Below are 13,327 nucleotides of genomic sequence, written 5' to 3' on the forward strand. Positions count from 1 at the left end.
CCCCCCCCCGGGAGCTGACCCACCACTTCCGCGACGCCGAGGTCGCCGCCGTGGTGGTGTGGGAGGCGATGGCGCAGGCCGCCCGGGCCGCGCTGGCCGACCTCGGGCTCGAGGTCCCCGTGCTCGAGCTCGGCGCCGGCCCCGGGCAGGAGCTCCCGGCGGCGGATCCGCTGCCCGGGGTGGTGGAGCGCGCGGGGGACGACATGGCCGTGCTGCGAGCGGACCGCGTCCTTCCCCGCGCTGCGGGCCGCGATCTCCGGCGGGGCCGCGCTGCCGGTCGAGGCGCTCCGGCGCTTCGAGGAGGCGTTCGGCACCCGCCTGCTCGAGGGCTACGGGCTGTCGGAGACCTCCCCGGTGGTGTGCTTCAACCGGTTCGAGGGCCCGCGCCGGCCGGGCTCCATCGGCACGGCGGTGCCCGGCGCGGACCTGCGGGTGCTGGACGACCGGGGGGCGTGAGCTGCCGCGCGGGGAGGTGGGGGAGCTGGCCGTGGCCGGCCGCTACGTGATGGCCGGGTACTGGCGCGACCCCGCGGCCACGGCCGCCGTGCTGCGGGACGGGTGGTTCCGCACGGGCGACCTCGCCCGCGTGGACGAGGACGGCGTCTGCTCCATCGTGGACCGCAAGAAGGACATGGTCCTGCGCGGCGGCTACAACGTCTATCCCCGCGAGGTCGAGGAGGTGCTGTACGAGCACCCCGCCGTCGCGGAGGTCGCCGTGGTCGGCGTCCTGGACGCGGCGCAGGGGCAGGAGGTCGCGGCGTTCGTGGTGCTCACGGCCGAGACCGCCGCGGACGGCGAGCGCCTGGTGCCCGAGCTGCGCTCCTGGGTGCGCGAGCGCCTGGCGGCCTACAAGCGCCCACGGCTCCACCGGATCGTCGGATCCCTGCCGAAGGGGCCCACCGGGAAGATCCTCAAGCGCGAGGTGGAGCGGCTGGGCTAGCGGCCGGCGTACTCCTCGAGCACCGGGAGCAGGTCGGCGCGCTCGAAGACCCGGGCGAAGTCGGCGGCGGAGTGGGCGCCGGCCGTCTGGGAGGCGCCGGCCTCCAGCAGTGCCCGGACGACGGCCTCGTTGCCCCGGAAGACAGCGCTCAGCAGCGCGGTCTGGCCGTTGTCGTTGACCCGGTCGGGATCCGCCCCCGCCTCGAGCAGCGCCGCGACGGTGTCCTCCTGCTGGTGGTAGGCGGCGAGGATGAGCAGGGTGTCGCCCTTGCCGTTGGTGAGGTTCACCGGGACACCGGCGCGCACGGCGGGCAGCAGCTCCTCGGTGCGGCCCTCCCGGGCCATGTCGAAGAGGGTGAGCACGTAGGCCATCTCCTTCTCGGTGAGCTGGGGGGCGGCCGGATCCTGGGGCGGCTGGGGGGTCTCGGTCACGGCGGGTCCTTACGGGTCGGCGGGCAGGTGCTGCTCGGGCAGTTTATCGGGGCCGGCGGCACTCGGGCACATCGCGGTATCCGGGTCTTGACGTTGCAGTAACTGCCTGGCACGCTCGTGTGACACAGCTCACCCCGCCCGTTCCTCGCGCCGGTGCCCGCGCACCGGGGATCCGGAGTCCCCATGACCAATCTCGCCACCCTCCTCACCGACTCGGCCGCCGCGGCCCCCGACGCCCGGGCGATCGTACTCGACGACCGGGTGCTGAGCTACCGGTCCCTCGACGACCTCTCCGCGCGGGTGGCCTCGATGCTCTGCGCCCGCGGCATCCGGCCGGGTGACCGCGTGGCGATGATCCTGCCCAACGTCCCGCACATGCCGATCGCCTACTACGGCATCCTCCGCATGGGCGGCGTGGTCGTGCCCCTAAACCCCCTGCTCAGCCCCCGGGAGCTGGCCTACCACTTCCAGGACGCCGAGGTCTCCCTCGTGCTGGTCTGGGAGGCCATGGCCGAGGCCACCCGCACCGCTGCCGCGCAGCTGGAGCGGGAGGTGCCCGTGGTCGAGGTGACCGCCGCCGGGACGCTCCAGAGCCTCGGCGAGGTGCCGCCGATGCCGGAGCTCGCCGAGCGGGCCGACGACGAGCCCGCCGTCCTGCTCTACACCTCCGGGACCACGGGCCGGCCCAAGGGCGCGGTGCTCACCCACCACAACCTGCGGACCAACGCGGAGCTCTCCGCGAGCCTGTTCAGCACGGGGCCCGGGGACGTCATGTTCGGCGGGCTGCCGTTCTTCCACGTCTTCGGCCAGACGGTGGCGCTCAACGGCGTCATCGCCTCCGGGGCCACGGTCACGCTGCTGCCCCGCTTCGATCCCGCCAAGGCCCTGGAGATCCTCGTCCGCGACGAGGTGACGATCTTCGCCGGAGTGCCCAGCATGCACATCGCGCTCCTGCACGCCGCCGGCGAGGGACCCGTCGAGGTGCCGCACCTGCGGGCGGGGGTGTCGGGCGGCTCCCCGCTGCCGGTGGAGATCCTCGAGCGCTTCGAGCGGGTCTTCGGGGCCCCCATCTACGAGGGCTACGGCCTGTCGGAGACCTCCCCGGTGGTGTGCTTCAACCAGGAGGCGCACGGCCGCAGGCCGGGGTCCATCGGGACCGTGGTGCGCGGGGCGCAGCTGCGGGTGGTCGACGACCGGGACGAGGACGTCCCCGTCGGCGAGATCGGGGAGCTCGTGGTGGCCGGCGAGTACGTGATGGCCGGCTACTGGCGCAACCCCGAGGCCACCGAGGCGGCGATCCGCGACGGCTGGTTCCACACGGGCGACCTCGCCCGCGTGGACGAGGACGGCTTCTACTACATCGTGGACCGCAAGAAGGACATGGTGCTGCGCGGCGGCTACAACGTGTACCCCCGGGAGATCGAGGAGGTCATCTACCAGTTCCCCGGGATCGCGGAGGCCGCCGTGGTCGGAGTGCCGGACGCGACGCTGGGCGAGGAGGTCGCGGCCGTCGTGGCCTTCCGCGACGTCCCGGAGGCCGGGACGGAGGCCAGGATCGACGAGCTGGACGCCTTCGTGCGCGAGCGCGTGGCCAAGTACAAGCACCCGCGCTACTACAAGGTGGTCGACGAGCTGCCCAAGGGGCCGACCGGCAAGATCCTCAAGCGCTCCCTCGACCTGGAGGGCGCCGGGCGCCGCGGCTGAGCCCGTTACGCCGGAGGGCCCGACCGCGCATCGCGGTCGGGCCCTCCTGCTGCTGCCCCCGGCGCTGCGCCGGCGGCACCGATCCGGCCGGGGCCCGCGCGGGGCCCCGGCCCGTGGATCAGTTGGCCATCATGGCCGGGTTCGCCTGGGGCTCGCGCTCCACGGACACGTGCTCGTTGGGCACGCAGTGGGTCATGGTCAGACCCTCCACGCTGCGCGGGCCGTTGTTGCCGAGGTTGGCCACGCGCTGCTGCTCCTCCTCGGTGAGGCGCTGGGTGGGCAGCGGGCCCAGGTCCTTGACGTCCTCGAGGGACACGCCGACGCCGTCGCCTACGCGGCGGCCCATCTCGTCCTCGACCATGTAGAAGTGCCAGACCATGCGCTCCTGGATCGGGCGGTCGCACTGGGACAGCGCGTCGACCAGGTTGGCGATGAGCTCCTCCTTCTCCCAGTCCTCCTGGAGCTGGAAGCGCTCGCCGGCCTGCTTGTAGTCGTTGGTCCGCTCGATCTGGGCGCGGGTCAGACGCGCGTTGATCTGCGGGCCGACCTCGGGCCGGTACCCCTCGGGCTTCGGGGTCTCCTGGACGCCGCCGATGATGGACGGCTCGTAGTTCACGTGCGGGTTCTGCCCCGGAGCGTGGTCCACGGCGTAGGCCATCTGGCCGTCGCGCTGGTTGGTGGCCACCGGCGTCTTCGGCGCGTTGACCGGCAGCTGCAGGTAGTTCGGGCCCACGCGGTAGCGCTGGGTGTCCGAGTAGGAGAAGGTGCGGCCCACGAGCATCTTGTCGTCGGAGAAGTCCAGCCCGTCCACCAGCACGCCCGTGCCGAAGGCGATCTGCTCGTTCTCCGCGAAGAAGTTCTCCGGGTTGCGGTTCAGCACCATGCGCCCGACCGGCTTCGGCGGGAACAGCTCCTCCGGCCACACCTTGGTGTCGTCCAGCGGGTCGAAGTCCAGCTCGGGGTGGTCGTGGTCCTCCATGACCTGGACCTGCAGCTCCCACTCGGGGTAGTCGCCGGCCTCGATCGCGTCGTAGAGGTCCTTGGTGTGCGAGCCCAGGGTCTGGGCCTGGATGTTCGCCGCGTCCGCGGAGGTCAGCGACTTCACGCCCTGCTTCGGGATCCAGTGGTACTTCACGAGCACGGACTCACCGGCCGCGTTGACCCACTTGTAGGTGTTCACGCCGAAGCCCTGCTGGTGGCGGTAGTCCGCCGGGATCCCGCGCGGGGAGAACAGGATCGTGATCATGTGCATCGCCTCGGGCGACTGGCTCCAGAAGTCGAAGGCGCGGTTGGCCACGGAGGCCTCGAAGTTCACGGGGTCCGGCTTCTGGGAGTGGATGAAGTCCGGGAACTTGATGGCGTCGCGGATGAAGAACACCCCGAGGTTGTTGCCCACGAGGTCCCAGTTGCCGTCCTCGGTGTAGAACTTCACGGCGAAGCCGCGCGGGTCCCGGGCGACCTCGGAGGAGTCGCGGCCGCCGGCCACGGTGGAGAAGCGCAGGGCGACGTCGGTGCGCTTGCCGGCCTCCTGGAAGAGCTTGGCACGGGTGTACTTGGCGATGGGCTCGTCGCCGTACTGGCCGTAGGCCTCGAAGTAGCCGAACGCGGTGGTGCCGCGGGCGTGGACCACGCGCTCGGGGATGCGCTCGCGGTCGAAGTGGCTCATCTTCTCGAGGAACGCGTAGTTCTCAAGGGTCGCGGGCCCGCGCGAGCCGACGGTGCGGGTGTTCTGGTTGTCGTGGACCGGGTGGCCCTGACGCGTGGTGAGGGTCTGCTCGGGAACGTTCGTCATGGGGTTCCTCTCGGGGTAGGGACCGGGTGTGCGGCACGGCCGGGACACGGGGGCCCCGGCGTTGCGGGTGGGCTCGTCCGGCACGGACGGGACCGTGCCCCCAGTATGTCGGAAGCGCCGGACTATTGCTAGTGATTCATAATTGCGGTGGGTCGCCGGTCGCCCGGACCGGCGTGCCGGACCTCCGAATGCATAAATACAACCGAGCGTGTATAGTCATGCACAGAGACGGGGCCCACGCCGTGGCGCCCGGACCACCGACGAAGGAGAACACCGTGACCGAGCGCGTAGTGCTGGCCTACTCCGGAGGCCTCGACACCTCCGTGGCCATCGGCTGGATCGGCGAGGCGACCGGGGCCGAGGTCATCGCCGTGGCCGTCGACGTGGGCCAGGGCGGGGAGGACCTCGAGACCATCCGCCAGCGCGCCCTGGACTGCGGCGCCGTCGAGGCCTACGTGGCCGACGCCCGCGACGAGTTCGCGGCCGAGTACTGCATGCCCGCCCTGCAGGCCAACGCCCTGTACATGGACGCCTACCCGGTGGTCTCGGCGCTCTCCCGGCCGGTGATCGTCAAGCACCTCGTGGCCGCGGCCAAGCGCTTCGGCGCCTCGACCGTCGCCCACGGCTGCACGGGCAAGGGCAACGACCAGGTCCGCTTCGAGGTCGGCATCCAGACCCTGGGCCCGGAGCTCAAGTGCATCGCCCCGGTGCGCGACCTCGCCCTGACCCGCGACAAGGCCATCAACTACGCCGAGAAGCACGACCTGCCGATCGTCACGACCAAGAAGAACCCCTTCTCGATCGACCAGAACGTCTGGGGCCGTGCCGTGGAGACCGGGTTCCTCGAGGACATCTGGAACGCCCCGACCAAGGACGTCTACGACTACACGGACGACCCCACCTTCCCGCCCCCGGCCGACGAGGTCGTCATCAGCTTCAAGGGCGGCATCCCGGTGGCCCTGGACGGCCAGCCCGTCACCCCGCTGCAGGCCATCCAGGAGATGAACCGCCGCGCCGGCGCCCAGGGCATCGGCCGGATCGACATCGTCGAGGACCGGCTGGTGGGCATCAAGTCCCGCGAGGTCTACGAGGCCCCCGGCGCCATGGCCCTGATCGCCGCCCACCGCGAGCTCGAGAACGTCACGGTCGAGCGCGAGCAGGCCCGCTTCAAGCGCACCGTCAACCAGCGCTGGACGGAGCTCGTCTACGACGGCCAGTGGTTCTCCCCGCTGAAGCAGTCCCTGGACGCCTTCATCCAGGACACCCAGAAGCACGTCGACGGCGACATCCGGATGACCCTGCACGCCGGCCAGGCCACCGTCACCGGGCGCCGGTCGAACACGTCCCTGTACGACTTCAACCTCGCCACCTACGACGAGGGGGACGCCTTCGACCAGTCCCAGGCCCGCGGGTTCATCGAGCTGTTCGGGATGTCCTCGAAGGTCGCGGCGTCCCGCGACCAGCGCCTCGCGGCCGAGGGCAAGTAGCCCGGGAGCACGTAGGCTCGTGCCGAGCAGGAACGGGCACGACGACGGAGGGCCCCATCCCGGCGGTGGGGCCCTCCGCGCACGCCGGGGGACCGCACCCGGTCCGCACCGACGGGACCGCCAGGACGGCAGAAACCGCCAGGACGGCAGAAGGAGAGACATGGCGCAGCAGGACAAGCACGGCACCAACGAGGGCGCGCTCTGGGGCGGGCGCTTCGCCGGGGGCCCGGCCGACGCCCTGGCGGCCCTGAGCAGGTCGACGCACTTCGACTGGCGGCTGGCCCCCTACGACATCGCGGGCTCGCGCGCGCACGCCCGGGTGCTGCACACGGCGGGGCTGCTGAACGGCGAGGAGCTCGAGGGCATGCTCGCGGCCCTCGACCGGCTCGAGGCCGACGTGCGCTCCGGCGCCTACACCCCCGCCCCCTCGGACGAGGACGTGCACGGCTCCCTCGAGAAGGGTCTGATCGAACGGGCCGGCCCCGAGCTCGGCGGCAAGCTCCGCGCCGGGCGCTCCCGCAACGACCAGATCGCGACGCTCGGGCGGATGTACCTGCGCGACCACGCCGCGATCATCGCCCGCAACGTGCTCGACGTGGTGCAGGCCCTCCTCGACCAGGCCAAGGCCCACCCCGAGGCGCCCATGCCGGGGCGCACCCACCTCCAGCACGCCCAGCCGGTCCTGCTGTCCCACCACCTGCTCGCCCACGCCTGGGCGATGCTGCGCGACGTCCAGCGGCTGGTCGACTGGGACGCCCGCGCCGCGGTGTCCCCCTACGGCTCCGGGGCCCTCGCCGGGTCCTCCCTGGGCCTGGACCCCGCGGCCGTGGCGGCGGAGCTGGGCTTCGACTCCGCCGTGCACAACTCCATCGACGGCACGGCCTCGCGCGACGTCTACGCCGAGTTCTCCTGGATCACCGCGATGATCGCGGTGGACATGTCGCGGATCTCGGAGGAGATCACCACGTGGGCCACCAAGGAGTTCTCCTTCGTCACCCTCGACGACGCCTTCTCCACGGGCTCCTCGATCATGCCGCAGAAGAAGAACCCGGACATCGCCGAGCTCGCGCGCGGCAAGGCCGGCCGGCTCATCGGCGACCTCACCGGACTGCTGGCCACGCTCAAGGGCCTGCCGCTGGCCTACAACCGGGACCTCCAGGAGGACAAGGAGCCGGTCTTCGACGCGATCGACCAGCTCGAGGTCCTGCTCCCGGCCGTCGCGGGCATGATCGGCACGCTGGACTTCAACACCCGGCGCATGGCCGAGCTCGCGCCCCAGGGCTTCGCCCTGGCCACCGACGTGGCCGAGTGGCTCGTGCGCCAGGGCGTGCCCTTCCGCGACGCCCACGAGATCGCCGGGGACGCGGTCCGGGTCTGCGAGCAGCGCGGGATCGAGCTCTGGGACCTCTCCGACGCCGACTTCGCGCAGATCTCCGTGCACCTGCACCCCGGAGTGCGGGAGGTCCTCACGGTCGGGGGCTCCCTGGCCTCGCGCAGCGCCCAGGGCGGCACCGCCCCCTCCGCCGTCGCCGCCCAGATCGGGGAGCTCGAGCGGCAGGTGGCCGAGGTCGCCGTGTTCTCGCGGCGGGCCCCGATCGTCGCCGGGTGAGGCCCGGGGCGCGCGTGGAAGACACAGCGCTGCTCGCGCTGCTCTCGCGGCCGGCCCCCGAGGTCGCGCCGCGGCTGCTCGGCGGGCTCTTCGGCCACCGCGGCGAGGACGGCGCCGTGGTCGTGCGGATCACGGAGATCGAGGCCTACGGCGGGCCGGCCGGGTCCGACCTGCCGGACCCCGGCGCGCACACCTGGGGCGGCCGCACCGCGCGCAACGCCTCGATGTTCGGCCCGCCGGGCCACGTCTACGTGTACTTCACCTACGGCATGCACCACGCGGTCAACCTCGTCTGCCGGCCCGAGGGCGCGGCGGGCGGATGCCTGGTGCGGGCCGGTGAGGTCGTGGAGGGCGCCGAGCTGGCCCGCGCCCGCCGCGCCCGGGGCCGGTCGAGCCCCGTGCCCGACGCCGGACTGGCCCGCGGTCCCGGCAACCTGGCCAAGGCGCTGGGGATCGACCTCGGCCACGACGGCGCCGCGCTCGCGGCCGGGGACCCCGCCGCGGCCGGCTTCTTCCTGGTCCCGCCCGAGGGTGGGCAGCAGCCGCCGGTGGCCTCGGGCCCGCGCACCGGCGTGTCCGGGCCGGGGGGAACTCCCGAGTTCCCCTGGCGCTGGTGGATCCCGGGGGAGCCCTCCGTCTCCCCGTACCGTGCCGCCGTCCCGCGCCGGCGCCGCTGAGTCCGGCGGCCGGGCTCGGCGGACGCGCGGGACCGCTAGCATGACGTGCGTGAGCGAATCCGTTGAGCAGATGATCGAGCGCCTGTGCGTGAAGATCCCCGACTACCCGGAACCGGGGGTCCTCTTCCGGGACCTCACGCCCCTGTTCGCGGACGCCGCCGGCTTTCGGCGGACCATCGACGCCCTGGTGGACGCGTTCCGCGGCCAGTTCGACTACGTGGCCGGGATCGAGGCGCGCGGCTTCCTCATGGCCGGGGCCGTGGCCTACGCCGCCGGCGTGGGCCTGATCCCGGTGCGCAAGGCCGGGAAGCTGCCCCGCGAGACCTTCCGCGAGGAGTACGTCCTCGAGTACGGCTCGGCGGTGCTCGAGATCCACACGGACGACGTGCCCCGCGGCGCCCGGGTGCTCGTGCTGGACGACATCCTGGCCACCGGCGGCACCCTCGGCGCCACCGCGCAGCTGCTGCACCGGGCCGGCCTGCACGTCGCCGGGTTCGGGCTGGTCATGGAGCTCACGGACCTGCGGGGCCGCAGCCGCCTCGGCGGCCACCGTGTCCGGGCCCTGTACCGCGTCTGACCGGTGGCATCGTCCCCGGCGTTGCTCCTGTTACGCAACCTGCGGCGGCGCGACCGTGGGATCGCTGGGCGTACCGGTAGAATCGATGGTCTGTTCGATCCGGAACGAGGTGTCCACCCATGGCAGAGACTGTCGCCACGATGGCGGCCGAGCAACTTGCTGTCGAGCGCGCGTACGTCGCGATGCTCTACGACCGGCTCGACGAGCTGCGGGCCGAGAAGACGGCGGAGCTCGCGGCCGTGCGCCGCAGCGAGTCGGCCGGCAACCACCAGAACCGTGCGGAGCGCGACGCCTTCGCCTCCCACTACGAGGACCGCCTCGCCCAGCTGGAGGCCGTCGACCACCGGCTCGTCTTCGGCCGGCTGGACACGCACGAGGGCGACCGCCGCTACGTCGGGCGCATCGGCCTCGCCACCCGGGACCACCAGCGGCTTATGGTCGACTGGCGCGCCCGGGAGGCCGCCGCCTTCTACCAGGCGACCGCGCAGAACCACATGGGCATCCGCCGGCGCCGGCACCTGATCCTGGAGGGCCGCGACGTCGCCGCCCTGGAGGACGACGTGCTGGACCCGGAGATGCTCGACGACGAGGGCGTGCTCCACGGGGAGGGCGCCCTGCTCGCGGCCCTGAACCAGAAGCGCACCGGGCGGATGTCCGACATCGTCGCCACGATCCAGGCCGAGCAGGACAAGATCATCCGCGCCCCACTGCCGGGCGTGCGGGTCGTCCAGGGCGGGCCCGGCACGGGCAAGACCGCCGTGGCGCTGCACCGGGCCGCGTACCTGCTCTACGAGCACCGGGAGCGGCTGCGCAAGGCCGGGGTGCTCATCGTGGGCCCGTCGTCGTCGTTCCTCTGGTACATCGAGCGCGTGCTGCCCGCGCTGGGGGAGACCGGCGTGGTCATGTCCTCGCTGGCCGAGCTGTTCCCGGGCGTCGCCGCCGTCCCGGAGCGGGACCCCCGGACCGCCCGGCTGAAGTCGGGCCTGGACATGGCCGACGTCATCGCCCGTGCCGTGCGCGACCGGCAGAAGGTCCCCGCCCAGGCGCAGGTGCTGCGCGTCGACACGCACCGGGTGACGCTGACCCCGCGCACCGTCAAGCGTGCCCGGGACCGGGCCCGCGCCACGGGCAAGCCGCACAACGAGGCGCGCAACACCTTCGTGAAGATCGTGCTGCGCGAGCTCACCGAGCAGCTCGGCGAGCACCTCAACACCACCAGCGGCAACGTGATGGACCGCTCCTACCTCGCGGAGGACATCCGGCAGGCCCGGGACGTGCGGATCGCCCTGAACCTCGCGTGGATGCCGCTGTCCCCGCAGACGCTGGTCGACCAGCTGTTCAGCAAGCGGCACTACCTCGAGTCGGCGGCCCCGCACCTGGACGCCGCCCAGGTCGAGGCGCTGCTGCGCCCGGCCGGCAGCCCGTTCACGGTGGCCGACGTGCCGCTGCTGGACGAGGCCGCCGAGCTGCTGGGCGACCTCGAGCAGGCCGGGGTGCGCCGGCGGGCCGAGTCGGAGCGCGAGCAGCGCAAGGCCACGGACAACGCCGAGCGTGCGCTGCAGAACATGCACCAGAGCCTCGAGGACGTCGGCGCCGACGGCATCGTCACCGCCTCCCAGCTGACGGACTTCAACGCCGCGAGCCAGCACCGCATGACCGCGGCCGAGGCGGCCACCGCCGACCGCACGTGGGCCTACGGGCACGTCGTCGTCGACGAGGCGCAGGAGCTGTCCCCGATGCAGTGGCGGGTGCTGATGCGCCGGTGCCCCATGAAGTCCTTCACCGTGGTCGGGGACATCGCCCAGGCCGGCTCGGCCACCGCGGCGCACAGCTGGGGGGACGCCCTCGAGCCGTTCGTGGGGGAGCGCTTCGTCCTCGACGAGCTCACGGTCAACTACCGCACGCCGGCCGCGATCGCGGAGGCCGCCGTCGACGTCGCCCGTGCCGCCGGCCTGGACATCTCCGCGCCGCGGGCCGTGCGCGAGGGCGAGCCGCCGGTCGTCAGCCGGGTCGGCCCCGGCGAGGCGGTCGGGACCGTGCTCGACCAGGTCCGGTCCGAGCTCGAGCTCGTCAACGGGGGACTCGTGGCCGTGATCGTGCCCGAGGACCGCGTGCCCGAGATCGGCGCCGCCCTGGCCGAGGAGATGCCCGGACTGGTCGGCGCCGGGGTGCGCCGCCTGGACCGGCAGGTCGTGGTGCTCTCCGCCTGGGACGCGAAGGGCTTGGAGTTCGACTCGGTCGTGCTGCTGGAGCCGCAGGCCCTGCTGGACGAGGTCGGCGGAGGGGTCGGCAACCTGTACGTGGCCATGACCCGCCCCACCCAGCGCCTGCGCATCGTCGCGGCCGGCGGGCTGCCGGCCGGTCTCGACCGCTTCTGAGCCCGGACCGGGGACAGGGCGCGGACGGGATGCCCGTCCGCGCCCTGGTACCTTGGAATCCGTGTCGCACGCAATTGATCTGAACTCCCAGCACAACGACCCGGCCTTCGCCAACATCTGGCAGGAGCTGCAGTGGCGCGGCCTGGTGCACGTGTCCACCGACGAGTCGGCGCTCGAGAAGTCGCTGTCGGAGGAGAAGGTCACCTATTACTGCGGGTTCGACCCCACCGCCGCGTCCCTGCACCTGGGCCACCTGGTCCAGCTGCTCCTCATGCGCCGGCTCCAGCTGGCCGGGCACCACCCGATCGGGCTGGTGGGCGGGTCCACCGGGCTGATCGGCGATCCCCGGCAGACCTCCGAGCGGGTCCTGAACTCCAAGGAGACCGTGGCGCAGTGGGTGGACCTGCTGCGCGGGCAGGTCGAGCGGTTCCTCTCCTTCCAGGGGGAGAACCGGGCGGTGATGGTCAACAACCTCGACTGGACCTCCCAGCTGTCGGCCATCGACTTCCTGCGCGACATCGGCAAGCACTTCCGGGTGGGCACGATGATCAAGAAGGAGATCGTCGCCAAGCGGCTGAACTCGGACGAGGGCATCTCCTACACCGAGTTCAGCTACCAGATCCTGCAGGGCCTGGACTACCTCAACCTCCACCGCGAGCACGGCTGCACCCTGCAGACCGGCGGTTCCGACCAGTGGGGCAACCTCACCGCCGGCACCGAGCTGATCCGCAAGGTCGAGGGCACGGCGGTGCACGCGATCGGGACGCCGCTGATCACAAACTCGGACGGCACCAAGTTCGGGAAGTCCGAGGGCAACGCGGTGTGGCTGGATCCGGAGCTCACCTCGCCGTACGCCTTCTACCAGTTCTGGCTCAACACCGCCGACGCCGACGTGGTGGACCGGCTGAAGGTCTTCACCTTCAAGTCCCGCGCGGAGATCGAGGAGCTGGCCCGCCGGACCGAGGAGGAGCCCTACCGGCGCGAGGCCCAGAAGGTGCTGGCCTGGGAGGTCAACTCGCTGGTGCACGGGGTCGAGGCGACCGAGAAGGCGATCGCGGCCTCGGCTGCGGTCTTCGGCCGCGGTGAGCTGGGGCAGCTGGACGCCGGCACCCTGGAGTCGGTGGCGCGCGAGCTGCCCGGGGCCAGCGTGGAGGCCGGCCGGCTGCAGGTGGCCGATCTGCTGGTGGCCACCGGCCTGTCCGAGTCGAGGTCCGCCGCACGCCGCACCCTCAAGGAGGGCGGGGCCTACGTCAACAACGAGAAGGTCGTCGGTGAGGACGCCGAGCTGGCCCCGGACCAGCTCCTGCACGGGCGCTGGGCCCTTCTCCGCCGGGGCAAGAAGCACCTCGCCGCGGTGACCGTGCGCCCCTGACCCACGGCCGTCCGCAGCCGGCGCCCCGGTCCGCGAACCGCGTTTGCGGCGCCCCGGACGGGGGTGTAGTGTTCATCGAGTCGTCAGGCGGGGCCGAGAGGCCGGCCGGCGGCAGTTCCGCAAAGAGCAGCCCGGCCGAGTGCCGAGTCAAGTTCATGCGGAAACGACCGTCCGAACGGAACCGGATCGGGGGCCAGCGTCAAGTTGACACTCCGAAGGCGGGCCGCGTAGGATAGATGAGCTGCCTCAGGCTGGGAACACTGGTTCCGAGACCGGGAGGCGGCGAAGATACCACTCACGAGTTTCGGGGCCTTTCGGGTCCTGGTTCTTGGTCTGTTGTTTGAGAACTCAATAGTGTGC

The 13,327-nt window shown here is 72.2% G+C and carries 12 protein-coding genes; 9 read left to right on the forward strand and 3 right to left on the reverse strand.

Annotated elements, in window-relative coordinates:
- Nucleotides 1–314 (reverse strand): hypothetical protein (locus ABL57_RS22845; RefSeq protein WP_047802153.1); only part of this gene is annotated, 314 nt, incomplete at its 3' end.
- On the opposite strand from ABL57_RS22845, the gene ABL57_RS23485 reads away from it, so the two are divergent.
- Nucleotides 271–456 (forward strand): AMP-binding protein, encoded by a 186-nt coding sequence (locus ABL57_RS23485; protein WP_371212460.1) that lies wholly within the window; start codon nt 271–273, stop codon nt 454–456. The two genes, ABL57_RS22845 and ABL57_RS23485, sit on opposite strands and share 44 nt — an antisense overlap.
- Before the next feature lie 31 nt (nt 457–487).
- On the forward strand, nt 488–940 hold the full coding sequence (locus ABL57_RS22855) for a hypothetical protein (RefSeq protein ID WP_371212459.1): 453 nt from the start codon (nt 488–490) through the stop codon (nt 938–940).
- Here the strand turns inward: ABL57_RS22855 and ABL57_RS03950 are convergent.
- On the reverse strand, nt 937–1,371 hold the full coding sequence (locus tag ABL57_RS03950; RefSeq protein WP_238985966.1) for an ankyrin repeat domain-containing protein: 435 nt from the start codon (nt 1,369–1,371) through the stop codon (nt 937–939). The genes ABL57_RS22855 and ABL57_RS03950 overlap by 4 nt on opposite strands.
- Nucleotides 1,372–1,554: 183 nt before the next feature.
- Between ABL57_RS03950 and ABL57_RS03955 the strand changes: the two genes are divergently transcribed.
- Complete coding sequence (locus ABL57_RS03955) at nt 1,555–3,075, forward strand: long-chain fatty acid--CoA ligase (RefSeq protein ID WP_047802154.1); 1,521 nt, start codon at nt 1,555–1,557, stop codon at nt 3,073–3,075.
- Between the two features lie 118 nt (nt 3,076–3,193).
- On the opposite strand, the gene ABL57_RS03960 is transcribed toward ABL57_RS03955, so the two are convergent.
- The gene (locus ABL57_RS03960) at nt 3,194–4,867 is read right to left on the reverse strand and encodes a catalase (RefSeq protein WP_047802155.1); all 1,674 of its coding nucleotides are present in this window, start codon (nt 4,865–4,867) and stop codon (nt 3,194–3,196) included.
- A 275-nt stretch (nt 4,868–5,142) separates the two neighbouring features.
- Between ABL57_RS03960 and ABL57_RS03965 the strand changes: the two genes are divergently transcribed.
- The 6 genes from ABL57_RS03965 to tyrS all read left to right on the forward strand — a co-directional run bounded on the left by ABL57_RS03965 (nt 5,143) and on the right by tyrS (nt 12,967).
- Nucleotides 5,143–6,354 (forward strand): argininosuccinate synthase, encoded by a 1,212-nt coding sequence (locus ABL57_RS03965; protein ID WP_047802156.1) that lies wholly within the window; start codon nt 5,143–5,145, stop codon nt 6,352–6,354.
- 160 nt (nt 6,355–6,514) lie between these two features.
- Entirely contained in the window at nt 6,515–7,963 is a 1,449-nt protein-coding gene (gene argH, locus ABL57_RS03970; protein ID WP_047802157.1) for an argininosuccinate lyase, read from the forward strand.
- Between the two features lie 14 nt (nt 7,964–7,977).
- Complete coding sequence (locus ABL57_RS03975) at nt 7,978–8,640, forward strand: DNA-3-methyladenine glycosylase (RefSeq protein WP_203225547.1); 663 nt, start codon at nt 7,978–7,980, stop codon at nt 8,638–8,640.
- Nucleotides 8,641–8,680: 40 nt separating this feature from the next.
- The gene (locus tag ABL57_RS03980; protein ID WP_238985967.1) at nt 8,681–9,217 is read left to right on the forward strand and encodes an adenine phosphoribosyltransferase; all 537 of its coding nucleotides are present in this window, start codon (nt 8,681–8,683) and stop codon (nt 9,215–9,217) included.
- Nucleotides 9,218–9,336: 119 nt separating this feature from the next.
- The gene (locus ABL57_RS03985; RefSeq protein ID WP_047802158.1) at nt 9,337–11,595 is read left to right on the forward strand and encodes a UvrD-helicase domain-containing protein; all 2,259 of its coding nucleotides are present in this window, start codon (nt 9,337–9,339) and stop codon (nt 11,593–11,595) included.
- A gap of 61 nt (nt 11,596–11,656) precedes the next feature.
- Entirely contained in the window at nt 11,657–12,967 is a 1,311-nt protein-coding gene (gene tyrS, locus ABL57_RS03990; RefSeq protein ID WP_047802159.1) for a tyrosine--tRNA ligase, read from the forward strand.
- Nucleotides 12,968–13,327 lie beyond the last annotated feature (360 nt).

Source organism: Kocuria sp. SM24M-10, from assembly GCF_001027955.1.
Classification (GTDB): domain Bacteria; phylum Actinomycetota; class Actinomycetes; order Actinomycetales; family Micrococcaceae; genus Kocuria; species Kocuria oceani.